General features: G+C 68.8%; 19 protein-coding genes. 12 read left to right on the top strand and 7 right to left on the bottom strand.

Annotated features, from left to right (window positions below; all coding sequences use genetic code 11):
- Positions 1-127 precede the first annotated feature (127 nt).
- Genes ACJQWL_RS04360 through murD form a run of 3 tightly spaced genes read left to right on the top strand, consistent with a single transcriptional unit; the run spans position 128 to position 5,528 of the window.
- Complete coding sequence (locus tag ACJQWL_RS04360) at positions 128-2,737, top strand: bifunctional aspartate kinase/diaminopimelate decarboxylase (protein WP_330967542.1); 2,610 nt, start codon at positions 128-130, stop codon at positions 2,735-2,737.
- 30 nt (positions 2,738-2,767) lie between these two features.
- Entirely contained in the window at positions 2,768-4,132 is a 1,365-nt protein-coding gene (gene murL / locus ACJQWL_RS04355; RefSeq protein ID WP_330967543.1) for a UDP-N-acetyl-alpha-D-muramoyl-L-alanyl-L-glutamate epimerase, read from the top strand.
- Positions 4,113-5,528, top strand: a complete 1,416-nt coding sequence (murD, locus tag ACJQWL_RS04350) for a UDP-N-acetylmuramoyl-L-alanine--D-glutamate ligase (RefSeq protein ID WP_330967544.1) — start codon at positions 4,113-4,115, stop codon at positions 5,526-5,528. The genes murL and murD overlap by 20 nt, the downstream gene beginning before the upstream one ends.
- Positions 5,529-5,840: 312 nt before the next feature.
- Here murD and ACJQWL_RS04345 read toward each other — a convergent pair whose 3' ends face one another.
- Positions 5,841-6,839, bottom strand: a complete 999-nt coding sequence (locus tag ACJQWL_RS04345; RefSeq protein WP_330967545.1) for a polyprenyl synthetase family protein — start codon at positions 6,837-6,839, stop codon at positions 5,841-5,843.
- A 233-nt stretch (positions 6,840-7,072) separates the two neighbouring features.
- Between ACJQWL_RS04345 and ssb the strand changes: the two genes are divergently transcribed.
- The 8 genes from ssb to ACJQWL_RS04305 all read left to right on the top strand — a co-directional run bounded on the left by ssb (position 7,073) and on the right by ACJQWL_RS04305 (position 16,860).
- Positions 7,073-7,567 carry a single-stranded DNA-binding protein gene (gene ssb / locus ACJQWL_RS04340; RefSeq protein ID WP_330967546.1) on the top strand — a complete coding sequence of 165 codons (495 nt, stop codon included), beginning with the start codon at positions 7,073-7,075 and terminating at the stop codon, positions 7,565-7,567.
- A gap of 73 nt (positions 7,568-7,640) precedes the next feature.
- Complete coding sequence (rfbB, locus tag ACJQWL_RS04335; RefSeq protein ID WP_330967547.1) at positions 7,641-8,693, top strand: dTDP-glucose 4,6-dehydratase; 1,053 nt, start codon at positions 7,641-7,643, stop codon at positions 8,691-8,693.
- Positions 8,694-8,702: 9 nt separating this feature from the next.
- Entirely contained in the window at positions 8,703-9,587 is an 885-nt protein-coding gene (rfbA, locus tag ACJQWL_RS04330; RefSeq protein ID WP_330967548.1) for a glucose-1-phosphate thymidylyltransferase RfbA, read from the top strand.
- The gene (gene rfbC, locus ACJQWL_RS04325; RefSeq protein ID WP_330967549.1) at positions 9,584-10,141 is read left to right on the top strand and encodes a dTDP-4-dehydrorhamnose 3,5-epimerase; all 558 of its coding nucleotides are present in this window, start codon (positions 9,584-9,586) and stop codon (positions 10,139-10,141) included. The genes rfbA and rfbC overlap by 4 nt, the downstream gene beginning before the upstream one ends.
- Entirely contained in the window at positions 10,138-11,073 is a 936-nt protein-coding gene (gene rfbD / locus ACJQWL_RS04320; RefSeq protein WP_330967550.1) for a dTDP-4-dehydrorhamnose reductase, read from the top strand. The genes rfbC and rfbD overlap by 4 nt, the downstream gene beginning before the upstream one ends.
- A 177-nt stretch (positions 11,074-11,250) precedes the next feature.
- On the top strand, positions 11,251-13,236 hold the full coding sequence (locus ACJQWL_RS04315) for a S9 family peptidase (protein ID WP_330967551.1): 1,986 nt from the start codon (positions 11,251-11,253) through the stop codon (positions 13,234-13,236).
- Between the two features lie 208 nt (positions 13,237-13,444).
- Positions 13,445-15,532: a S9 family peptidase gene (locus ACJQWL_RS04310; protein WP_330967552.1), complete on the top strand. Its 2,088-nt coding sequence runs from the start codon at positions 13,445-13,447 to the stop codon at positions 15,530-15,532.
- Between the two features lie 77 nt (positions 15,533-15,609).
- Positions 15,610-16,860, top strand: coding sequence for a DUF819 family protein (locus ACJQWL_RS04305; protein ID WP_330967553.1), 1,251 nt, complete (start codon positions 15,610-15,612; stop codon positions 16,858-16,860).
- Positions 16,861-16,873: 13 nt separating this feature from the next.
- On the opposite strand, the gene ACJQWL_RS04300 is transcribed toward ACJQWL_RS04305, so the two are convergent.
- From ACJQWL_RS04300 to ACJQWL_RS04280, 5 genes are all read right to left on the bottom strand, one after another.
- Positions 16,874-17,866 carry a magnesium and cobalt transport protein CorA gene (locus ACJQWL_RS04300; RefSeq protein ID WP_330967554.1) on the bottom strand — a complete coding sequence of 331 codons (993 nt, stop codon included), beginning with the start codon at positions 17,864-17,866 and terminating at the stop codon, positions 16,874-16,876.
- A 42-nt stretch (positions 17,867-17,908) separates the two neighbouring features.
- Complete coding sequence (locus tag ACJQWL_RS04295; RefSeq protein ID WP_330967555.1) at positions 17,909-19,198, bottom strand: lipoprotein N-acyltransferase Lnb domain-containing protein; 1,290 nt, start codon at positions 19,196-19,198, stop codon at positions 17,909-17,911.
- Positions 19,191-20,060, bottom strand: a complete 870-nt coding sequence (locus ACJQWL_RS04290; protein ID WP_330967556.1) for a CorC family transporter — start codon at positions 20,058-20,060, stop codon at positions 19,191-19,193. The genes ACJQWL_RS04295 and ACJQWL_RS04290 overlap by 8 nt, the downstream gene beginning before the upstream one ends.
- 105 nt (positions 20,061-20,165) lie before the next feature.
- Positions 20,166-20,648: an rRNA maturation RNase YbeY gene (ybeY, locus tag ACJQWL_RS04285; RefSeq protein WP_330967557.1), complete on the bottom strand. Its 483-nt coding sequence runs from the start codon at positions 20,646-20,648 to the stop codon at positions 20,166-20,168.
- 10 nt (positions 20,649-20,658) lie between these two features.
- Entirely contained in the window at positions 20,659-21,645 is a 987-nt protein-coding gene (locus ACJQWL_RS04280; protein WP_330967558.1) for a PhoH family protein, read from the bottom strand.
- 139 nt (positions 21,646-21,784) lie between these two features.
- Here ACJQWL_RS04280 and ACJQWL_RS04275 point away from each other — a divergent pair, with 139 nt between their 5' ends.
- Positions 21,785-23,440 (top strand): amidohydrolase, encoded by a 1,656-nt coding sequence (locus ACJQWL_RS04275; RefSeq protein WP_411300737.1) that lies wholly within the window; start codon positions 21,785-21,787, stop codon positions 23,438-23,440.
- Between the two features lie 18 nt (positions 23,441-23,458).
- On the opposite strand, the gene ACJQWL_RS04270 is transcribed toward ACJQWL_RS04275, so the two are convergent.
- A complete protein-coding gene (locus ACJQWL_RS04270) occupies positions 23,459-23,662 on the bottom strand; it encodes a hypothetical protein (protein WP_330967560.1) in 204 nt (67 codons plus the stop codon).
- Positions 23,663-23,682 lie beyond the last annotated feature (20 nt).

The raw sequence follows: 23,682 nt of genomic DNA, 5'->3' as shown, positions 1-23,682 counted from the left end.
GGGGCGACCGGCTTGCACTAGAATCGCCGGTTCGCGTCGCGCCCGGTGGGGCGTGATTCTATGGGTTTGCGGGGGGCGGTCGCGTGGCCGGTCCGCTGCCCGACTTTCCCCGGTTCCCGGTTCCTGCATGAGGACAGGCGTGGTGGCGCAAGCGCAGCGTTGGGTCGTACTCAAGTTCGGCGGCACCTCCGTGTCCCGCCGGAACCGTTGGGACACCATCGGTGCGCTGGCGGCCAAACGCATGGTCGAGGATGACGCACGGGTGCTGGTCGTGGTCTCCGCCCTCTCGGGGGTGACCAACGAGCTGCAGGCGATCGCGACGGGGCCGCTGGACGACGCGGGCCCGGCGGCACGCCTTGACGCATTGGCGCAACGACACCGCGCCTTCTGCGCCGAACTCGACCTGGACGCCGATGCGGTACTCGGCCCACGCCTGGCGACTCTGTCGGCACTGGCCTCGGACCCGCGGGCGGAGACCCGGCCGCTGGACTGGCAGGCCGAGGTGCTGGCCCAGGGCGAGCTGCTGTCCTCCACCATCGGCGCGGCCTACCTGCGCACGCAGGGGCTGGACTTCGGCTGGTGCGATGCGCGCGACTGGCTGCAGGCGGTCGCCCTGCCCAACCAGGGCGAATGGGCCACCCGCCTGGCGGTCAACTGCCGGGTCGATCCCGATGCGGGATTCGCTGCGAGGTTCGCCGCCCAGCCCGCGCCGATGCTGCTGACCCAGGGGTTCATTGCGCGCCACGGCGACGGCGGCACCGCGGTGCTCGGGCGCGGCGGTTCGGATACATCCGCCGCGTACTTCGGCGCCCTGCTGCGCGCTGCCCGCGTGGAGATCTGGACCGACGTGCCCGGCATGTTCAGCGCCAACCCGCGCGAGGTGCCCGACGCCCGCCTGCTCGCGCGCCTGGACTACGCCGAAGCTCAGGAGATCGCCACCACCGGGGCGAAAGTGCTGCACCCGCGTTCGATCGCGCCGTGCCGCGACGCCGGCGTGCCGATGGCGATCCTGGACACCGAGCGCCCCGACCTGCCGGGCACCCGCATCGACGGAAGCGCCGCGACCGTCCCCGGGGTGAAGGCCATCAGCCGCCGCAACGGCATCGTGCTGGTGTCGATGGAAAGCATCGGCATGTGGCAGCAGGTCGGCTTCCTGGCGGACATCTTCGAGCGGTTCCGCCGCCATGGCCTGTCGGTCGACCTGATCGGTTCATCGGAAACCAACGTGACGGTGTCGCTGGACCCCAGCGAGAACCTGGTCACCACCAACGTGCTGGAAGCGTTGTCGGCGGACCTGGCGCAGGTGTGCCGGGTGAAGGTGTTCACCCCGTGCGCGGCGATCACGCTGGTGGGGCGCGGCATGCGCTCGTTGCTGCACAGGCTCAGCGATATCTGGGCGACGTTCGGGCAGGAGCGCGTACACCTGATCTCGCAGTCCTCCAACGACCTCAACCTGACCTTCGTGATAGACGAGGCCGACGCCGAAGGGCTGCTGCCGCAGCTGCATGCCGAACTGGTGCGGTCGGGCGCGATGCCGGTACTCGACGCCAGCGTGTTCGGCCCCAGCTGGCGGGAGATCGCGCACGGCAAGCCCGCGCGCCCGGCGCCGTGGTGGGCGGTGCAGCGCGAACGCCTGCTCGGGCTGGCGGCCGCCGGCACGCCCCGTTACGTCTACCACCTTGATACCGTGCGCGCCCGGGCGCGTGCGCTAGCGTCCACGCCGGCGGTGGATCGCTGCTACTACGCGATCAAGGCCAATCCGCACCCGGCCATCCTGCAGGCGTTGGTCGACGAGGGTTTCGGCCTGGAGTGCGTATCGCTGGGCGAGCTGGAGCGCGTGTTCGAATCGATACCGGGCCTGCCCGCGTCGCGCGTGCTGTTCACCCCCAGTTTCGCGCCCCGCCGCGAGTACGAGGCGGCCTTCGAGCGCGGCGTCACCGTGACCATCGACAACATCGAGGCGCTGCAGCGCTGGCCGGAGGTCTTCCGCGGCCGCAACGCCTGGTTGCGGCTGGACCTGGGGCACGGCGAGGGTCACCACGAAAAGGTCCGGACGGGCGGGGTCGCGGCGAAGTTCGGCCTGCCGGTCACGCGCATCGACGCCTTCCTGGAGGCGGCCCGCGGCGTCGGCCTGACCGTCACCGGGCTGCATGCGCACCTGGGCAGCGGCATCGACGACCCCACCCACTGGCGCGATGTCTATGCCGAGCTGGCCGGCCTGGCCGATGCGGTGGGGACCGTGGAATGCATCGACATCGGTGGTGGCTTGCCGGTGCCGTACACGCCCGACGCTCAGGACTTCGACCTGGCGTCGTGGCGCGACGGGTTGGCCGCGATCAAGGCCGCCTACCCGCGCTTCGGGCTGGTGGTCGAACCGGGCCGGTACCTGGTGGCCGAATCGGGCGTACTGCTGCTGACCACGACCCAGGTGGTGGAAAAGGACGGCGTGCGCCGCATTGGCGCCGACGCCGGCATGAATGCGCTGCTGCGTCCCGCCATGTACGAGGCGTATCACGGCATCCACAACCTGGGCCGGCTTGCCGATCCGGAGACGGCCCTGTTCGACGTGGTCGGCCCGGTCTGCGAGACCGGCGACGTACTCGGCCGCGACCGCCTGCTGCCCTCGGCCACGGTGGAGGGCGACGTGCTGCTCGTCGCCGATGCCGGCGCCTACGGCATGGCCATGGCCAACACCTACAACCTGCGGCCGCTGCCGGTGCAGGACGTGATCGCCTAAAGCGGGCCCACCCGCCCACAGGATGCTGAAATGACCGACTGGACATTCCAACGCGACGCGATCGAGGCATTCCGCTTCGTGCGCTGCGAACTCGACGCCGACAGCGGGATCGTGCGGCTGGTGTACGCCTTCGACGACGGACCGGAGCTGGTGGAGACCGTCACCGTCCCGGGCGCGCCGTTCGCCCTGGACGATGCGCGCTCAGCAGCCGTCGACCACGCCCTGCAGTTGCTGCACCTGCTGGCCGGCGTGAGCTACTACAAGGCCGCGGTGCCGAGGCGGATCCGCATCGAGTCCTATGCCATCGATGCCGACACCGCGGCGTTCATCGAGGTGGTCTACCTGAACGGGCTGGGCGAGTTCGCCTACCGCAATGGGCTGGACCTGCATGGCCGGATCCGGTTCCCCGCCGAAGCCAGTGGAGGCGATGTCCGCGCCCCCGGGCTCGGCCTGGATGCCCACGCGCTGGTCGCCATTGGCGGCGGCAAGGACTCGCTGGTCAGCATCGAGGCACTGCGCGCGCTGGGGGTGGGTCAGACGGTTGCGTGGATCGGCGGTTCGCAGCTGATCAAGGCCTGCGCCGAGCGCACCGGCCTGGCCACGCTCAACATCGGCCGCGCGTTGGCTCCACAGCTGTTCGACTTCAACCGGCAGGGCGCGTGGAACGGGCACATCCCGGTCACGGCGGTGAACTCGGCGATCCTGGTGCTGGCCGCGCTGCTGCACGGCGTCGACCAGGTGGTGTTCTCCAACGAGCGCTCGGCAAGCTACGGCAGCCTGATCGCCGGTACCGGCGAGGTGAACCACCAGTGGTCCAAGGGCTGGGCATTCGAGCAGGCGTTTGCAGCCCACGTCCGCCGGCATGTCGCGGCGGACCTGAAGTACTACTCGCTACTGCGGCCACTGAGCGAGCTGGCGGTGGCGCGGCAGTTCGCCCGCAACGACCATTACGACGCGCACTTCTCCAGCTGCAACCGGAACTTCCACATCCTGGGCGAGCGTCCCACCAACCGCTGGTGCGGGGTGTGCCCGAAATGCCATTTCGTGTTCCTGGCACTGGCTCCGTTCATGGCCAAGCCGCGACTGATGCGGATCTTCGGACGCAACCTGCTGGATGACACCGCGCAGGCCGCGGGCTTTGATGCGTTGCTGGAGTACCGCGACCACAAGCCCTTCGAATGCGTGGGCGAGGCGCGTGAATCGCGGGCGGCAATGGACGCACTGGCGCAGCGCCCGGAGTGGCGCGAGGACGCACTGGTGGAACGCTTCGCGCGGGAGATCCGGCCGCAGTTGGCCGCCGATGGGCTGGCGATCGAGCCGCTGATGGTGCTGGATGACGAGCACGGGATACCGCCCGCGCTGTGGGAGCGGCTGCGTGCGCATCTCGCAGCTTGACGGCCAGAGGGTCGCGCTGTGGGGCTGGGGCCGCGAAGGTCGCGCCGCCTATCGCGCGATCCGGCGGGCCCTGCCGGCGCTCCCGCTGACGCTGTTGTGCGGCCCCGACGAGGTCGAGGACGCCCGCGCGCTGGGTGATCCGCGACTGGTCATCGACACCGACGCCGGTCCTGACCGTCTTGCTGCCTTCGACTGGGTGATCAAGTCGCCCGGCATCAGCCCGTATCGGCCCGATGCGGTCGCGGCCGCAAGGCGGGGCACCCGTTTCATCGGCGGCACCGCACTGTGGTTCGCCGAGCATGCCGGCCCCGACGGCATCGCCGCGCGTACCGTGTGCGTGACCGGCACCAAGGGCAAGAGCACTACGACGGCGCTCCTCGCCCACCTGCTGCGCAGCGGTGGCCACGTCACCGCGCTGGCTGGCAACATCGGCCTGCCTCTGCTGGAACTGCCCGACCACCCCGTGCCCGAGGCCTGGGCAATCGAGTTGTCGAGCTACCAGACCGGAGACGTGGCCGACAGCGGCGCGCGTCCCGACATCGCGGTGGTGACCAACATCTTCCCCGAACACCTGGACTGGCACGGGTCGCAGGCGCGCTACGTCCACGACAAGCTGCGCCTGGTCACCGACGCGCGGCCGCGCATTGCAGTGCTCAATGCCCAGGACCCCACGGTCGCCGCGCTGGGGCGTGCGATCCAGGCGGACCCCGGATCGGCCACGGTGGTTCACTGGTACGGCCAGGCCGACGGTTGGCACCTGGAGGGTGACGCGCTTCGGCGCGGAGAGCTTGAGGTGATGGACACCGCCGCGCTCCCGCTGCCGGGCCGCCACAACCGCGGCAACCTGTGTGCGGTGCTCGCCGCGATAGAGGCCTTGGGCCACGACGCCGTGGCGCTGGCACCCCGCGCCGCCAGCTTCCAACCGTTGCCGCACCGGCTGCATGTACTGGGGGAACGCGATGGCCTGACCTACGTGAACGACTCGATCAGCACCACGCCCTTCGCCACCCTGGCGGCGCTGGCGTGTTTCCGCGACCGTCCGGTGGCATTGCTGGTGGGCGGGCATGACCGGGGGCTGGACTGGTCGGAGTTCGCACGCGCCATGGCGTCATGCGCCCCGGCCGCCATCGTCACCATGGGCGCGAACGGGCCGCTGATCCACGCCCGGCTGCAGGAGGCGGGCGGCGCCTTTGCGTTGGGCGCCGGTGACGATCTCGCCGATGCGGTGGCCACGGCGCGCGCTGTGCTTCCAGAGGGCGGGGTGGTCCTGCTTTCACCCGGTGCGCCCAGCTTCGGTCCGTACCGCGACTACGTTGCCCGCGGCCGCCATTTCGCCGCGCTGGCCGGGTTCGACCCGGAGGCGATCAGCACCATCCCGGGCCTCGGCATCCACTAGCGCCGCGAAACCGCTTTGACCGCAATGGGGTCAGGTGCCGGGAAGTTGGACGCGATTCGAAAGTCCTTGGCGCACTGCTTCGCGGAGCCCTGCGTCGGTGAAAACCGCGAAAGCAATGGCCGCGACGACGCACGTGCCGCCCACCGCGCCAACCGGATGTTGCTCGGGTTCCTGCATCTGCGGTGCGCCCCGGCGGCGTGGCACGTGGCTGCGAGGTGCAGCCAGTCGGCGAATGGACGTTGAAGCCTCCCGGCTTCGACGGTTGCTCGGCCCGGCCCCTTGCGCGCCCAGCGGGCCGGGTGAGGCATGACTTCAGTGGTCGCGGCTGACCGCGTAATCCGCAAGGCCACGCAACGCCGTGACGTAGGCGTTGTCGGCCAGCCCCGCCAACGCGTCGCGGGCGCCCTGCGCGTATTCCTCCGCGCGCATTCGGCTGTAGGCAAGGCCGCCACTGGCCTGGATCGCAGCCACGACCTCCGGCAAGGCCTCGGCCTCACCGTGCTCGATGGCGGATCGAAGGCGAGCGCGCACCGTGTCGTCGGCGTGGGCCATCGCATGGATCAACGGCAGCGTTGCCTTGCCCTCGGCCAGGTCGTCGCCCAGGTTCTTGCCCATCGTCTGGGCATCGGAGGCGTAGTCCAGCACGTCGTCGGCGATCTGGAACGCGTAACCCAGGTTGAGGCCATAGTCGTGCAGCGCGTCGCAGGTCGCAGTGCCGGCACCGGCAAGCAGTGCGCCCAGCCGCGTCGCGGCGGCGAACAGCACCGCGGTCTTGCGCTCGATGACACGCAGGTAGGCAGCTTCGTCGACATCCGGGTTGCGGACATGCAGCAACTGCAGCACCTCGCCCTCGGCGATCCGGTTGGTGGTGTCGGCCAGGATCCGCATCACCTCGACGCGGTCCAGTTCCACCATCAGCTGGAAGCTGCGCGAGTAGAGGAAGTCGCCGACCAGCACGCTGGCCGCGTTGCCCCATACCGCATTGGCAGTACGCCGGCCACGGCGCAGGTCGGACTGGTCGACCACGTCATCGTGGAGCAGGGTCGCGGTGTGGATGAACTCGACCACCGCCGCCAGCTGATGGGCGTCGGCGCCCCGGTGGCCCAGCGCGCCGGCGGACAGCAGGAGCAGCATCGGCCGCAAGCGCTTGCCACCCGCGCCGACGATGTACTCGGCGACCTGGTTGATCAGCACGACGTCCGATGCCAGCCGGTGGCGGATCAGCGCGTCGACGGCGGACATGTCGGCGCTGGCCAGCGCCTGGATCGCGGACAGGTCGGTGGGATAGGGAGGCGGGGAGCTGGAGTGCATTACGGAGCCGGTGCCGGGCGGACCGCGGATTATAGGCAAGGGCCGGTTTTCCCCGGGTTCCGTGCGAGGCGAACCCCTACACGCACGTGTCTCCAGTCCACCGGTTCGCGGGGCCAGGCTCCCCCGGGGTGGCGGGTATACTGCCGGCCTCCCGTCCGCCCGGCCCCGCCGGTCGGTACCTGCGCCATCCACGCCCGGGCCAGGCCCGGTCTCCAACATAGGACACGCACCCCATGGCACGTGGCATCAACAAGGTGATCCTGGTCGGCAACCTCGGCAACGACCCGGAAATGAAGTACACCCAAGGCGGAATGGCGGTGTGCACGCTGTCGCTGGCCACCACCAGCGTGCGCAAGGACAAGGACGGCCAGCAGATCGAGAAGACCGAGTGGCACCGGGTCAAGCTGTTCGGCAAGCTCGGGGAGATCGCCGGCGAATACCTGAAAAAGGGCCGGCAGGTCTACATCGAGGGCTCGATCCGCTACGACAAGTTCACCGGCCAGGACGGCGTGGAGAAGTACTTCACCGACATCGTCGCCGACGAGATGCAGATGCTCGGTGGCGGGGCTGAAGGCGGTGGCGGTGGTGGCGGCTTCCGTGGCGGGGATCGCGGCGAGCGTGCATCGCGCCCGCCGCAGCGGCAGGAGTCCGCGCCGCGTCGTGAATCCCCCCCGGCCAAGTCCAGCGAGTTCGCGGACGACTTCGCGGATGACGACATTCCGTTCTGATCTCCATGCATCGACCCATGCGTAGCGCGCGTGAATCGATTCCTGGCCGGCGCGCCGGAACCGGAGCGATACAGTGCCGACTTGGCTGGTAACCGGCGGCGCCGGCTTCATCGGCGGCAACTTCGTACTTGATGCCGTGCATCGCGGCATCAAGGTGGTCAACCTCGATGCACTGACCTACGCCGGCAACCTCGACACGCTGAGGTCATTGCGTAACGACGGCAACCACGTCTTCGTGCAGGGCGACATCGGTGATGCGTCGCTGGTTTCCGGCCTGCTGGCGGAACACCGGCCCGACGCGGTGGTGAATTTCGCCGCCGAGAGTCATGTCGACCGTTCGATCGACGGACCCGCTGCGTTCGTCCAGACCAACGTGGTCGGCACCCTGTCGCTGCTGGAGCAGGTGCGTGACTACTGGCGCGCGCTGGATGCTGACGCAGCGCCGGCTTTCCGCTTCCTGCACGTGTCGACCGACGAGGTCTACGGCAGCCTGGGTGACTCCGGCAAGTTCACCGAAACCACGCCATACGCGCCCAACTCGCCCTACTCCGCAACCAAGGCCGCGTCCGACCACCTGGTGCGTGCGTTCCACCATACGTACGGGCTGCCGGTGCTGACGACGAACTGCTCGAACAACTACGGGCCCTACCAGTTCCCGGAGAAGCTGGTCCCGCTGGTCATCGCCAAGGCCCTGGCCGGTGAGGCCTTGCCGGTGTATGGCGACGGCCGCAACGTCCGCGACTGGCTGTTCGTGGAGGACCACTGCAGTGCCATCCGTCGGGTACTGGAAGCGGGCGAGGTGGGCGGGACCTACAACGTCGGTGGCGACGCGGAGCGCCGGAACCTGGACGTGGTCAAGACGCTGTGTGCATTGCTGGACGAGCGGCGACCCCTGCCGGGCGGGCGTCCGCGCGAGTCGCTGATCACGTTCGTCAAGGACAGGCCCGGCCACGACCGGCGTTATGCGGTCGATGCGTCCAAGTTGAAAGGTGCGCTCGGGTGGTCACCGGCGGTGACCTTCGAGGAAGGCATGGCGCGCACCGTCGACTGGTACCTGGACAACCAGCCATGGGTCGACCGGGTGCTGGATGGCAGCTACCGGCTCGAACGCATCGGCCAAGCCTGAGGAGGCACGATGGATCGCAAAGGCATCATCCTGGCCGGCGGCTCGGGCACCCGGCTCTATCCGATCACCCAAGCCGTCAGCAAGCAATTGCTGCCGGTCTATGACAAGCCGATGATCTATTACCCGCTCAGTGTGCTGATGCTGGCGGGAATCCGCGAGGTGCTGATCATCAACACCCCCCACGAACAGGCGCTGTTCCAGGGGTTGCTGGGCGACGGGTCGCAGTGGGGCATGAATATCCGGTACGCGGCGCAGCCCAGTCCCGATGGCCTGGCCCAGGCCTTCCTGATCGGGCGCGAGTTCCTCGGCGGCAAGCCCAGCTGCCTGGTGTTGGGCGACAACATCTTCCACGGGCCCGGACTGACGGCGATGCTCAAGCGCGCCGACGCGCGCGACAGCGGCGCGACCGTGTTCGGGTACTGGGTCAAGGATCCCGAGCGCTATGGCGTGGCCAACTTCGACGCCGACGGCCGGGTGGTCGACCTCGAGGAAAAGCCGCCCCGGCCCAAGTCGAACTACGCGGTGACCGGCCTGTACTTCTACGATGGCCGTGCCAGTGACCTGGCCGCCAGCCTGGCGCCGTCCCCGCGGGGCGAGCTGGAAATCACCGACCTCAACAGGCTCTACCTGGACGAGGGCTCGCTTCACCTCGAGCAGCTCGGGCGGGGTTACGCATGGCTCGATACCGGGACGCACCAGGCGCTGCTGGAGGCTAGCAACTACATCGAGACGATCGAGGCGCGGCAGGGCCTGCGCGTCTGTTGCCCGGAGGAGATCGCCTGGAACAACGGCTGGATCACCGATGGTGACCTCCAGGCACTGGCCCAGCCGTTGCGGAAGAACGGCTACGGGCAGTACCTGCTGGGACTCGCGGAGCGGGGGTTCGTCCCGTGAAGGTGATCGAGACCGACCTGCCCGGTTGCCTGGTGGTCGAGCCCCGGGTGTTCGCCGATGACCGCGGCTTCTTCTTTGAATCGTTCAACCTGGACCGGCTGGACGCGCACGGCCTGGCGCCGCGCTTCGTGCAGGGCAATGTCTCGTCCTCCGCGCAGGGCGTGTTGCGCGGCTTGCACTACCAGTGGCCCCATCCCCAAGGCAAGTATGTATCGGTGATCGAGGGCGAAGTCTGGGACGTGGCAGTTGACATCCGGCGCGGTTCGCCCACCTTCGGGCAATGGACGGCGGTCGTACTCAGCGCCGGGAACCGTCGCCACTTCTGGATTCCCGAAGGCTTCGCGCATGGGTTCGTGGCGCTGAGCGAGCGTGCGTTGTTCACCTACCTGTGCACGGCCACCTACGACCCGGCGGCCGATGCCTCGATCCGCTGGGACGACCCTGAACTGGCGATCGACTGGCCCGTCAGTGACCCGACCCTGTCGCCGAAGGATGCGGGCGCACCCTTGCTTGCGTCGATCGATCCGGAGCGGCTCCCGGTCTTCAACCCGTGAGGGTCCTGCTGCTGGGGGCCAACGGCCAGGTGGGCACCGAGTTGCGGCGCAGCCTGCCCGCGGTAGGTGAGGTGATTCCCGCGACCCGGAGCGGGCAGTTGCCTGACGGCACGCCGTGCGAAGCGGTGGACCTCGCGGCGCTGGCGACCCTTCCGGGCGCGCTGGGCCGCATCCGTCCCGATGTCGTCGTCAACGCGGCGGCCTATACCGCGGTCGACCGCGCCGAGTCCGAGGCCGAGCGGGCCTACCGGATCAATGCCGAGGCGCCCGGGCTGCTGGCCGGGGCGTGCCGGGAGGAGGGCATCGCGTTGGTGCACTACTCGACCGACTACGTTTTCGACGGGCGCGGCCTGCGGCCCTACCGCGAAGACGACCGCACCGATCCGCAGAACGTCTACGGCGCAAGCAAACTGGCGGGGGAGCAGGCGATCACGGCCAGTGGGGCGGAGCACCTGATCCTCCGCACTGCGTGGGTGTACGGACTGCACGGCCACAATTTCCTCCGGACCATGCTGCGGCTTGGGGCGGAGCGTGACGCGCTGGACGTCGTCGACGACCAGCGCGGCTGTCCCACGCCTTCGTGGTTGATTGCCGACGCCACGGCCTCGCTCCTCGGCGCGGACGTGCCCGCGAACGGGATCGTGCACCTCGTCGCGACGGGTGAAACGAGCTGGCACGGCTTCGCGCAGGCGATTTTCGAGGACGCCGTGGCGACTGGCCGGCTGGAACACGCGCCCGATCTGCGCCCGGTCCCGTCTTCGCACTACCCCACGCCGGTGCGCCGGCCGGCGTATTCGGTGCTGGACACCCTGCGCCTGCAGGGGACATTCGGAGTTGGGTTGCCGCACTGGCGCGAGGCCCTTGCCCGGACGATGGGGCCCCGCGGCCCTCAGCGGCCCGTGCGGCGTGCCGGGGACGATTCCGTCAGCTAAGCTTCCCCTGGGGGAATACCGCAGCACCACGCAGGGGATCTACTGGAGCAGCGCCACCGTCGCGCCCGGGCGCGGGGCCGGGGGGCTGCGCGCGGCCGGCCCCGTAGCCCTGGACCTCCCGCCCCCTGTGCCACGCGATGCGGCCGGGCGTAACCCACACATGGAGTGAAAACACCGATGAATCGCCGTACTCGCACGCTCTTGCTCGCCGTCCTGGCTGCCATGCCGGTGGTTGCCGGCGCAGTCGACCTGGACGCGTTCCTGAAGAAGGACTCGTTCAACGACATCAAGATCTCCCCCGGTGGGGACTACTTTGCTGCAACGGTACCGCTGGAGGACCGCACCGCGCTGGTGATCATGCAGCGCTCAGACAATGCGGTGACCGGCCACTTCGTGATGGGCCAGAATACCCACGTAAGCGAGTTCGAATGGGTCAACCCCGAGCGGGTAGTGATCTCGGTTGCGGAGAAGATGGGTGCCCTCGCCGCGCCCCGGCCGACAGGCGACCTCTATGCGATCAACGCCGACGGTACGGACGCGGAGATCTTGGTCGGGCAAAGTGTGAAAAGCGACAACCGGGGTTCCCGCATCCAGGCCAAGAAGCTCGAGCAGGTCGCGGCCTGGCTGGTAGACGACCTGCCCAATGACGACAAGTACGTGCTGATCGGCGTGAGCCCCTTCACCGCCGATCCTTACACGCAGGTCGACCGGATTGACGTATACACCGGCCGACGCCAGCAGATGGCGCGTGCGCCGGTGCGTAACGCGGTGTTCCTGACCGACAACGAGGGCAAGGTACGCTTTGCCGCCGGCGCTGACACCGACAATCGCCAGCAGGTGTTCTACCGCGATGGCAAGGGCTCTGAATGGGTGCTCATCCACGCGTCCGGCGACAGCGGCCTCGAGTGGTGGCCCATCGGGTTCTCGGCCGACAACGACACCGCCTACTTCCAGGTCGACCAGCCGCGGGGACCGGACTCGATCATCGCGTTCGACATCGCGTCGCGCACCGAGTCCACGGTACTGCGAGATGATGTCGCCGACCCCGCCCGCATCCTGTACCGGCGCGGCCTCCACGAGCCCGTGGGTGCGGTCTACTTCGACGGGATCCGGAAGACGGCATTCTTCGACGACGCGTCGCCGGAAGCACGCCTGTACCGCAGCCTGGAAGCAGCGTTCGGCGACGTGCCGGTCCTGATCACGTCGCACACGGCCGACGGCAACACCGCGCTGGTGCACACCTGGAGCGACCGCAGCCCGGGCGACTTCTACCTGTTCGATATCGCCGCCAAGAAGGCCGAGCACTTGCTGAGCCGCCGCGCATGGTTCGACCCGGAGCTGATGAGCGCCATGCGGCCGATCAAGGTGCAGGCACGCGACGGGCTCGAGCTGCACGGTTACCTGACCACGCCCAATGGTTCCAGCGGCCGCAACCTTCCGATGGTGGTCATGCCCCATGGCGGCCCCTTCGGCGTCCAGGATGCATGGGGCTTCGACAGTGACGTGCAGATGCTCGCCCAGGCGGGCTATGCGGTACTGCAGTTGAACTTCCGCGGGTCGGGCGGCTACGGCAACGCGTTCGAAAGCGCGGGCGCGCGCGAGTGGGGCGGCAAGATGCAGGACGACCTGACCGATGCCACCCGCTGGGCGATCAGCGAAGGCATCGCCGCACGCGACCGCATCTGCATCTACGGCGGCAGCTATGGTGGCTACGCGGCACTGATGGGCGCGGCGCGGGAACCCGACCTCTACCAGTGTGCGGTGGGGACGGTCGGCGTCTACGACCTGCCGACGATGCATACCGACGGGGACATCCAGCGGCGTGGGTCGGGAGAGACCTACCTGCGCGAATGGATCGGAGAGCGCAACAGCCTTGCCGCTGTGTCGCCCAACAGGATGGCTGATCGCATCAAGGTTCCGGTGTTTCTGGCGGCGGGCGGCGAGGACGAACGTGCCCCGATCGCCCATACGCAAATGATGGAACGTGCGCTGCGGAAGGCCGGCGTACCCGTCGAGGCCCTTTATTTCGCTAACGAAGGCCACGGGTTCTACCTGGAAAAGAACCGGCGCGAGTACTACACGCGATTGCTGGCGTTCTTCTCCCGGCACCTGGGTGGCGGCACTCCCGCGAGCGATGCGGGCGCCGCGGCAGGTACCGAGTAGGGCTTCCACGCGGGTCTTGCCACGCACCGGGACGGCGCCTGCGAGGGCGCCGTTCCCGTTTGGCCGCGTGGACGCCCCCTTTGGGCGCCCCGGGAGCGCACCTGGCGGGGCCGGCCCGCGGCTTGCCACGGGTTGGGCCGCGGCTTCTTTGCCGTCACCGCCCCCGCCGCCTACCATCCGGGTCTGCCTGATCGCATCCGGAGCGTCCATGAACCTGCGCCACGCCGTACTGCCGTTGCTGGTTGCCGCCGTCCTGTCCTCCCCGTCGGTTGCCGATGCGGCCGAGCGGGGCCTGCAGGGCCGCGACCTGGCCACCATGGACCGCCATTCCTCGCCGGCCCTGTCACCCGACGGTCGCCACGTGGTGTTTGCCCGCCGCGTGGTGGATTTCGATGCCGATTCCTCCAGCACGAGCCTGTGGATCGAGGACCTGTTTGCACGCGATTCCGCGCCACCGCGCCGGCTGACGCCGGAGGGCTGGAGCGTCAATTCGCCCGCCTTCTCGCCCGATGGCAAGCACGTGCACTTCCTCAGCGCCAAGTCGGGACGCTCGCAGCTCTACGCCGTCGCCCTGGCCGGTGGTGAGCCGCGCCAACTCACCGACGTGCCCGTGGACGTCGGCACCTTCCACGTCGCCCCCGGCGGCGACCGCGTTGCATTCAGCGCCGACACCTTCCTCGACTGTGGCAGCGACCTGGCCTGTACCCGCAAGCGCCTGGACGAGACCGGCAAGGACAAGGCCAGTGGCGTGGTGTACGACCGGTTGTTCATCAGGCACTGGGACACCTGGCGCGACGGCCGCCGCAACCAGCTGTTTGTCGCCCCGCTGCGCGACGCGCCGGCCACGCAGGCGGTAGCGGTAAGCGGCACGCTCGACGGCGACGTCCCGTCCAAGCCGTTCGGTGGCGGATCCGACTACACCTGGGCGCCGGACGGGCAATCGCTGGTCGCCAGCGTGCGGGTGGCCGGGCGCGGCGAGCCGTGGTCGACCAACTTCGACCTGTACCGCCTGCCGGCCAACGGCGAAGGCGAGCCGGTCAACCTGACCGGCTCCAACCCGGCCTGGGATGCCGAGCCGGTGTTCAGCACCGACGGCACGACCCTCTACTACCGGGCGATGAAGCGCGCCGGGTTCGAGGCCGACCGCTCCGGACTGATGGCGATGGAGCTGTCCAGCGGGCGGGTGCGGGAGATCGCACCGGGCTGGGACCGCTCGGCCGACGGCATCGTCCTGTCCGCCGATGGCGGCACGATCTACACCACCGCGCAGGACACCGGCGAGCATCCGCTGTTTGCAGTGGACGTCGCCAGCGGCCAGGTGCGCGAGGTGGTGGGCGATGGCACGGTGTCCAACGTGCAGCTGGCGGGGCCAACCCTGGCGTTCACCCGCAACACCATGGCCAGCGGCGACCAGATCATCACCACCGGCCCGGACGCCGCGCAGCTGCGGGAAATCACCCCGAGCGCCGGGCAGATGCTGGGCGAGGACGTGGGCTTTGGCGAGTACGAACAATTCAGCTTCAAGGGATGGAACGACGAGACCGTGCACGGCTACGTGGTCAAGCCGTGGAATTACCAGGAGGGCAGGGAGTACCCGGTGGCGTTCCTCATCCACGGTGGCCCGCAGGGCAGCTTCGGCGATGGCTGGAGCTACCGCTGGAACCCGCAGACATACGCCGGACAGGGCTACGCCGTGGTCATGATCGATTTCCACGGCTCCACCGGCTACGGCCAGGCGTTCACCGATGCGATCAGCAGGCATTGGGGCGATCGCCCGCTGGAGGACCTGCAGAAGGGGTGGGCGGCCGCGCTCGACCGCTACGCGTTCCTGGACGGCGACCGCGCATGCGCGCTGGGTGCCAGCTACGGCGGCTACATGGTCAACTGGATCGCCGGGAACTGGTTCGATGAAGACGGCAACTCGCCGTGGAAGTGCCTGGTCAACCACGACGGGGTGTTCGATACACGCTCAATGGCGTACGTGACCGAGGAGCTGTGGTTCACCGAGTGGGAGAACGGCGGCACGCCGTACGACAACCCGGAGGCCTACGAGCGCTTCAACCCGGTGAACCATGTCTCGAAGTGGCGCGTGCCGATGCTGGTGGTGCAGGGCGAGAAGGATTACCGCGTGCCGGTCGACCAGGGCATTGCGACGTTCACCGCGCTGCAACGCAAGGGCATCGAGTCAAAGCTGCTGTACTTCCCGGACGAGAACCACTGGGTGCTCAAGCCCAACAACAGCGTCCTGTGGCACGAGACGGTCAAGGCCTGGCTGCGGCAGCACATCGGCCAGTGATGTGAGGGAGGCGGCTCCGGCCGCCCTGGTCGTCCAAGTGGTCAAACTCTCGCCCCGCATCGCCTGCCGGAGCTTCCATGACACCCCCCAGCACCGCCCTGATCACCAATGATGCCGTCGTGCTCGGCCTGCTGGCCGTGGTGCTGGGGTTCGTGTTCTGGAGCGCCTCGCGCGAGGACGGCTTCTGGAAGAAGTTCTATGGCGTGGTGCCGGCATTGCTGCTGTGCTACCTGATCCCCTCGGTGTTCAACAGCATCGGCCTGATCGACGGCGCCGCGTCCGGGTTGTATCCGATGGCGCGCGATTACCTGCTGCCCAGCGCGCTGGTGCTGCTGTGCGTGGCGCTGGACTTCGGCGCCATCGTGCGGCTGGGTCCCAAGGCGGTGGTGATGTTCCTGGCCGGCACGTTCGGCGTGATGCTCGGCGCGGTGGTGGCGTTCACGGCCATGGGCTTCATCCATCCCGAGGCCGTGGCGGGCGACACCTGGCGCGGCATGACCACCGTAGCCGGAAGCTGGATCGGCGGCGGCGCCAACCAGGCGGCGATGAAGGAAGTGTTCGGCGTGGAGGCGACGCTGTTCGGCCAGTTCGTTGCCGTCGATGTGCTCATCGCAAGCGTCTGGTTGGCGGTACTGCTGTTCCTGGTCCCGCGCGCACCGGCCTTCGATCGCTGGACCGGTGCCGATGTCAGCGCCATCGACGACCTCAAGGGCCGAATCGAGGCCTACCAGGTACAGCATGCCCGGGTGCCGACATTGACCGACCTGGTGCTGATACTCGCGGTGGGCTTGGGAGCCACCGGGCTGGCCCACCTGCTGACCGATCCACTGGTGGCCTGGATCGCGGGCCTGCCCCCGGAGTGGAACCTGCAGAACTACAGCCTGACCGCGCGCTTCTTCTGGATCACGGTGCTGGCGACCACGATCGGGCTGCTGCTGAGCTTCACCCGCGCACGCACCCTGGAGGGTGCCGGGGCATCCAGGGTCGGATCGGTGATGCTGTACGTGCTTGTGGCCACCATCGGCATGCAGATGGACCTGGGCGCACTGCTTGACCGGCCCTGGCTGTTCCTGATGGGCCTGGTCTGGATTTCGGTGCACGGGCTGGTGCTGCTCGTCGTCGCCAAGCTGGTCCGCGCGCCGCTGTTCTTCCTCGCCGTGGGTTCGCAGGCCAACATCGGCGGGGCTGCGTCCGCGCCCGTGGTGGCCAGCGCCTTCCATCCCGCGCTGGCCCCGGTCGGCGTGCTGTTGTCGGTGCTGGGCTATGCGCTCGGTACCTACTGCGCCTACGCCACCGGCATCCTGCTGCAGTCCATGGCGGGCGCCTAACGGGCGCTGGACCTCAGAGCCACCGGACCTTGCGCAGGTAGCGGTACAGGCCAAGGCAGATGGCTGCGACGACGCCTATGAGCACCGGGTACGCGTAGCGGCCCTCGAGTTCGGGCATGTGCCTGAAGTTCATGCCGTACCAGCTGGCAACGAGAGTGGGCGCCGCCAGCAGCGCGGCCCATCCCGCCAGCCGCTTGACCACTTCGCCCTGTGCCAGCGTCACCAGGGAGAGGTTCACGGTGAGGGCGGCCGTCAACATTTCCCTCAGGGTGTCGGATGCGTCGTTGACCCGCAGCACGTGGTCGTGCACGTCGCGGAAGTATGGACGGACCTCGTTGGGCACCATCCCGTCGTGGCTGCGGGCCAGCTGGCCCAGCACGTCCTGCATCGGCGCGACCGCCAGCTGCAGGCGCGCCAGCTCGCGCTTGAGCTCGTACAGCCGGACGATCGTTTCGCGACGGTAGTCGTCGGCGAACACGTCGTGCTCGAGCGACTCCAGCGACGACCGGAACTGCGCGACGATCGGCTGGTAGTTGTCGACGATGAAGTCCATCACCGCGTACAGGGCATGGGCCGGGCCCATCGCCAGCAATTCGGGTTCGCGCTCGGCGCGGGCGCGCACCGAGGCGTAGGACAGCGAGGCCCCGTGGCGGACCGTGACCAGGTAGCGCGCGCCCAGGAAGGCATGGGTCTCGCCGAACACGATGCGTTCGTCCACTGCCTGTGCGGTGTGCACCGCGATGAACAGCGATGACCCGTAGGCTTCGATCTTGGGGCGCTGGTGCGCATTGTGGGCATCCTCCACGGCCAGGTCGTGGAGGCCGAACTCCTCCTGCAACTGGTCCAGGACCGCTTCGGCGGGCTCGTAAAGCCCCACCCAGACGAAGCTGCCGTCATCCACGGCCAGTACGTCGCTGATCGCTTCCAGCGGCAGGTCGCGACGGCTGCCGTCGCGGCTGTACGCCACGCAGTTGACGACGCCTGCGGAAGTGCGGGTGGAAGTCATCGGCTGCATCCTGCCACGCCGAGCGAGCGCGGGCGATGCCACCTACGGCGTCTCTTGCTTGGACAGCTTGCCCGCGGTACGGCGCCGCGCAAGCAGGGACCACGCCAGCGCGGCATGGATCGGCAGCAGCAGGGCAATCCAGTGGGCGTTGCGCTGAGGCACCACCTGGAGGCCGTAGACAAACACCGCCAGTGCAGACAGTCCGGCCATGGCGACCAATGCGGTGGAGAACACGCGTCCCGCCCCGCGGCTCCGTGCCAGGCGCCAGCCGCCGGGCAGCAAGAGCCAGGCGAGCGGGTTCATCAGCAGAAGGTTCTGGTTGGCCCAGCCAAATCGGTGGTCGGTGCCCAGCCAGATGTAGAGCATCAGCACGCCGAGCAGGCCGCAGACGGCCCAGAAGGGCAGAGCCAGTGAAGCGGCCAGCCGGGGGCGTCGCCGTCCAAGCCACGCGAGGGCCACACCGATTGCCAGGCCGGCAGCCAGCCAACGGGTCCACCGCCTTTCGAACTCCCGTGGCGCGGGGGCCAGCCTGTGCTGCAGTACCTCCACGCGCTCATGTACGACGGGGCTGCCGTCCTGGCGTCGCGCTCCATCGAGGGCATCGGCAAGGCGCATAGGCACGAATGCGTCGTTCCAGATCGGTAGCGGCCGGTCGGCCGATGGCCCCAGGCCGATATCGAAGACCAGCCACATCCAGGGGGCGGGCGAGGCCAGTCGCACCGCCTCGCTGCGGAAGGTATTGCCGCGTGATCGTGTCTGCAGCTGGCGGCGCAACTCCCCCCCCAGCGCGCGGTCGAGCGCATCGCGCACCCGCGTGGAACAGTTGTCCAGGAAGTAGTCGTAGCGGTAGTAGGCGTTCTCGGGCCGTGCGTTCTCGGCCAGTGCGTCCGCAAGCGCCCGCGCATCCGCCGGTGCGAGGTCCAGCCATTGCATCGACACGCCGCGACCGACGGCGCGGTAGTAGGCCAGGTCCTCCTCGACCGGTAGCGCCAGCAGGCGGTAGCGCATTACGCCGCGGACGAAGCGGCTGACGAAGTCGGCCTCGTACGGGTCGAAGTACCCGAAATTGAACGAGGTGGCCGCGCCCGATACCGGGTCCTGCACGACGATGGCGTTGTGGCCGAAACGCTCGAAGAAGATTTCACCCGGCTGCATCGTCAGCACGCCGATCCGGGGCGCTGGCACCCCCTCCGGCGAACCCTGGACGGCGACTTCCGATGCGGGCGGCGCCGGTAGGGCGGGGGCCGCGATCGCAGCCAGCGCCATGCACCACAACGCCAGCACCCAGGCCGCGGACGCACCGCGCCGCAGGCCGCGGCGCAGGTCAGCCATCATCGCCCAGTACGCCGACGTGGAAGGCGTGCACGCGCCGTGCGTCGGCACTGGATACGCGGAAGACGTAGCGGCCCAGGGTCAACTCCTCGCCGGCCTCGGGAAGGTGGCCGATGGCTGCGGTGACCAGCCCGCCGATGGTGTCGTACTCGTCGTCGTCGAAGTCCGCACCGAAGCGCTCGTTGAAGTCCTCGATCGGCGTCAGGGCGTCGACCACGAACTGGCCGTCGGCCTGAGCGGCGATCAGCGCATTGGGATCCTCGGCATCGTCGTGCTCGTCGTCGATCTCCCCGACGATCTGTTCAAGCACGTCCTCGATGGTGACCAGCCCGGCGACGCCGCCATGCTCGTCGATGACGATCGCCATGTGGTTGCGGGACATGCGGAATTCGCGCAGCAGCACGTCCAGGCGCTTGGACTCCGGGATCAGTACCGCCGGTCGCAGCAGCTCATGGATGCCGGCCGGGCCGTTGTCCTCCACCACGCCCCGCAGCAGGTCCTTTGCGAGGAGGATGCCGAGTACGTTGTCACTGTCTTCGCCGTGCACCGGAAACCGCGAGTGGCCGGATTCGACCACGCGCTTCATCAACTCCAGGAACGGCGCCTCGGCGGGCAGGGCCACCACCTGGGAGCGTGGGATCATCACGTCGCCAACGGTCAGGTCGGACACGGTGATCGCGCCTTCCATCATCGTCAGCGTATCGGCGGCGATCAGGCCGTCGACCTGCGCATCGCGCAGGATTTCCACCAGGTCTTCGCGCGTGGTGGGCTCGCCCGACAGGGCCGAGCTGATCCGGTCGATCCACGAGCGGCGCTTTTCAGGGGACTCGGGGTGCTGGGTACTACTGTCGTCCTCGGACATTGCGTCGGTGTACCGGCCCGGGGGGAGGGGCCGCTGGAGGCGCAGTTTAGCGCGCCGGGGGCGCATTGCCGGGCGGAGGGCCCGGTCCGGACCCGGTGTCGCCGGTCACTCGCCCAGGTAGGGGTCGGCGACGCCGATTCCGGCCAGTATTTCCCGCTCCAGCCGCTCCATGCACTCGGCCTCGGTGTCGTCCTCGTGGTTCCATCCCAGCAGGTGCAGGGTGCCGTGCACGGTGAGGTGGGCGTAGTGCGCGGCCAGCGGCTTGCCCTGCTCGCGGGCTTCGCGGACCACCACCGGCGCGCAGATGACCAGGTCACCCAGCAGGGGCAGGCGCACGCCCTCGGGCAGCCCTTCCGGCAGGTCGGCGGGGAAGCTCAGAACGTTGGTCGCATGGTCCTTGCCGCGGTAATGGCGGTTGAACGACCGGCCTTCCTTGCTGTCGACGATACGGATGGCCAGGTCCGCCTGGCGGAGCCGGCCCTCGAGCGCGGCGCGCACCCAGCGCCGGAAACTCACCGCCGACGGGATGCCCGCCCGGGGCACTCCGTAGCTGACCGATACGTCCAGTTGCAGCGCATCGTGGGTCATCGTTGAGTCCTCAGCTGGCCGGCCCGCTGCCGGCATCCTTGGCATCGCGCGCGTCATACGCATTGACGATCCGGGCCACCAGCGGGTGCCGGACCACGTCGCGCGACTCGAAGAAGGTGAAACTGATGCCGTCCACGCCACGCAGTACGTCCAGGGCGTCCTTCAACCCGGACTTCTGGTGCTTGGGCAGGTCGATCTGGGTCAGGTCGCCGGTCACCACGGCGGTGCTGCCGAACCCGATGCGGGTCAGGAACATCTTCATCTGCTCGATCGAGGTGTTCTGGGCCTCGTCCAGGATCACGAAGGCGTCGTTGAGCGTGCGCCCGCGCATGTAGGCCAGCGGCGCGATCTCGATGACGTTCTTCTCCAGCAGCTTCACCACCTTCTCCACGCCCAGCATCTCGTACAGCGCGTCGTACAGCGGCCGCAGGTACGGGTCGACCTTCTGGGTGAGGTCGCCGGGCAGGAAGCCCAGCTTCTCGCCCGCCTCCACCGCCGGGCGCACCAGGATCAGGCGCTGGACGCGGCCATCGTTGAGTGCCTCCACCGCGCTTGCCACGGCCAGGAACGTCTTGCCGGTACCGGCCGGTCCGATCCCGAAGTTGATGTCGTCGACGGCGATCGCGTGCAGGTACTTGGCCTGGTTGCTGCCGCGGCCGCGGACAGTGCCGCGCTTGACCCGGATCGCGACTTCCTGCGGTTCGATGTCCTCCTGGACCACGCGGTCGGCGTCGGCTTCGGCCAGCCGAAGGTGGATGGCGGGCTCGCTCAGGGTCTCGTTGGCCGCGTCGTTCCACAGGTCACGCAGCAGCGTCTCGGCCTTGCCCACCGCCGCTTCGGGCCCGACGATCCGGAAGATGTTGCCGCGGCTGGCGATTTCCACTCCCAGGCGCAATTCGATCAGCCTCAGGTGGCCTTCGAAGGGGCCCGAGAGGTTGGCCAGGCGCTCTGCTTCAGGCGGGTCAAGGGTGAATTCGGACGTGGTTCTCGAAGGCATCGGGGGCTGTCTTCAGTCGGGGCGCGGGCGTTAGGCGCCACACGCACGGGGAAGGGCGAGCTTGCGCCCCCGCAGGCTTTTTCGCAAAGTCCTGCGGGACTGCAACCAAGGGGACGTGGCGATGGCGGTGATCGGGAGCATGAAGGGGGTCGTGTTGGCGGCATGCCTGGTGGCAGGGCCCTTGCAGGCCCAGGACCTGACGGTGCTGGAAGCCTCGCGCATCCACACGATGGATCCGTCGCGTCCGCTTGCAAAGGCCATGGCATTCGATGCGCAAGGGCGCATTGTGGCCCTGGGCAGCGTCAACGACCTGCATGCGCGGTACCCGGGCGCCAAGCGGCTCGATGCGGGCGACTCGATTGTCGTCCCCGGCCTGATCGACGCGCACGGCCATATCGGCAACCTCGGCCTGAGCCTGATGCGGGCGCGGCTGGACGGCACGCGCAGCCGCGCGGAAATCGTGGAGCGCCTGCGCCAGCATGCAGCCGTGCTATCGGATGGCGACTGGTTGCTGGGGCGTGGCTGGGACCAGAACGACTGGCCCGACCAGGCTTTCCCCACGGTGGCCGACCTTGACGAGGCCTTCCCCGACCGTCCGGTCTGGCTGACCCGCGTGGACGGTCATGCCGGCTGGGCAAACAGCGCGGCGCTTCGACAGGTGGAGCGCGACCTGGCCGGAGCGTGGCAACCCGATGGTGGCCGCATCGAGCGCGACGCGGGCGGCGTGCCGAGCGGCGTCTTCATCGACAGCGCCATGGACCTGGTCGAAGCGGCGATCCCGCCCATGGACGGGGACACTGCCGAGCGGGCCCTGGCGCTGGGCATGCGCAGCGCGGTCGAGCACGGCCTGACCGGCGTCCACGATGCCGGCGTGTCAATGGCGCAGATCGGCGCGTACCAGCGCCTTGCCGATCGTGGCGAGCTGCCCCTGCGGATCTATGCCCTCGCTGACGGAGACCAGGAGGCATTCGCCTGGTTGTGCAGGGAAGGGTTGTATTCCCACCCGGCCGGTCGCCTGCAGATGCGCGCGATGAAGCTCTACGTGGACGGCGCGCTGGGAAGCCGCGGCGCCGCGCTCCACGCCGATTACCACGACGACCCGGGCAACCGTGGCCTGCTGCTGATCCAGCCCGACGCACTGGAGGGGGTGTTGAAGCGCGCCCGTGATTGCGACGTCCAGGTCGCCACCCATGCCATCGGTGACCGCGGCAACCGGCTGGTGCTGGATGCCTATGCGGGGACGTGGGGGGATTCCAGCGGCCACGGGCATCGCTGGCGTATCGAGCACGCGCAGGTGGTGTCGCCCGAGGACCTGCCACGCTTCGCCAGGCAGCACGTGATCGCATCGATGCAGCCCACCCATGCCACCAGCGACATGCCCTGGGCCGAGGCCCGCCTGGGTCCGGAGCGCATCGTAGGCAGCTATGCCTGGCGCACCCTGCGCGACCACGGCGCCCGGTTGGCCCTGGGCTCGGACTTCCCGGTGGAATCGGTGGACCCGCGCCTGGGACTTTTCGCAGCGGCGACAAGGACCGATGCCGGAGGTCAACCGCTGGGCGGCTGGCGTCCGCACGAGAAGTTGACCGCATTCGAGGCGTTGCGCGGTTTCACCCTGGATGCGGCGTACGCGGGGTTCGCCGAGACCGAGACGGGCAGTCTGGAGGCGGGCAAGCGGGCGGACTTCGTTCTGCTCGCCGAGGACCCCATGGCCATCGCCCCGGAGGGGTTGCGGTCGCTCACGGTGCAGGCGACCTACGTCGAGGGGCGGCCCGTCTACGAGCGTCCGCGGGACTGATACCGGCGGGGGTATGTATCAACGGCTGCCGCGAGGGGGGCGCAGCGCGCGCCGGATCGAAACGACGCCGACCGCACCCAGCGCCATCGAGCCGAGCAGCCACGCCAGCGTCACCGGATCCTGGGTCCAGTCTGGATCTGCTGCGGCCTTGGCCGCCACGCGGACGAGTCCAAGCAGGCCCAGCGCCGTCCACCACAGGCCGAGCGCCGCGCGTCGCAGCACCGTCTCCGTGGCGGGAGTGG

It is taken from the genome of Novilysobacter viscosus, assembly GCF_046600715.1.
Lineage (GTDB): Bacteria > Pseudomonadota > Gammaproteobacteria > Xanthomonadales > Xanthomonadaceae > Lysobacter_C > Lysobacter_C viscosus.
This window is presented reverse-complemented; position numbering and strand designations above follow the sequence as displayed.

Excerpts from the sequence above, each read along its gene's own strand:
- ACJQWL_RS04360 (WP_330967542.1), top strand. The coding sequence starts at position 128 with ATGAGGACAGGCGTGGTGGCGCAAGCGCAGCGTTGGGTCGTACTCAAG.
- murL (WP_330967543.1), top strand. The coding sequence starts at position 2,768 with ATGACCGACTGGACATTCCAACGCGACGCGATCGAGGCATTCCGCTTC.
- ACJQWL_RS04345 (WP_330967545.1), bottom strand. The coding sequence starts at position 6,839 with ATGCACTCCAGCTCCCCGCCTCCCTATCCCACCGACCTGTCCGCGATC.
- ssb (WP_330967546.1), top strand. The coding sequence starts at position 7,073 with ATGGCACGTGGCATCAACAAGGTGATCCTGGTCGGCAACCTCGGCAAC.
- rfbA (WP_330967548.1), top strand. The coding sequence starts at position 8,703 with ATGGATCGCAAAGGCATCATCCTGGCCGGCGGCTCGGGCACCCGGCTC.
- ACJQWL_RS04315 (WP_330967551.1), top strand. The coding sequence starts at position 11,251 with ATGAATCGCCGTACTCGCACGCTCTTGCTCGCCGTCCTGGCTGCCATG.
- ACJQWL_RS04310 (WP_330967552.1), top strand. The coding sequence starts at position 13,445 with ATGAACCTGCGCCACGCCGTACTGCCGTTGCTGGTTGCCGCCGTCCTG.
- ACJQWL_RS04305 (WP_330967553.1), top strand. The coding sequence starts at position 15,610 with ATGACACCCCCCAGCACCGCCCTGATCACCAATGATGCCGTCGTGCTC.
- ACJQWL_RS04300 (WP_330967554.1), bottom strand. The coding sequence starts at position 17,866 with ATGACTTCCACCCGCACTTCCGCAGGCGTCGTCAACTGCGTGGCGTAC.
- ACJQWL_RS04295 (WP_330967555.1), bottom strand. The coding sequence starts at position 19,198 with ATGGCTGACCTGCGCCGCGGCCTGCGGCGCGGTGCGTCCGCGGCCTGG.
- ACJQWL_RS04290 (WP_330967556.1), bottom strand. The coding sequence starts at position 20,060 with ATGTCCGAGGACGACAGTAGTACCCAGCACCCCGAGTCCCCTGAAAAG.
- ybeY (WP_330967557.1), bottom strand. The coding sequence starts at position 20,648 with ATGACCCACGATGCGCTGCAACTGGACGTATCGGTCAGCTACGGAGTG.
- ACJQWL_RS04280 (WP_330967558.1), bottom strand. The coding sequence starts at position 21,645 with ATGCCTTCGAGAACCACGTCCGAATTCACCCTTGACCCGCCTGAAGCA.
- ACJQWL_RS04275 (WP_411300737.1), top strand. The coding sequence starts at position 21,785 with ATGAAGGGGGTCGTGTTGGCGGCATGCCTGGTGGCAGGGCCCTTGCAG.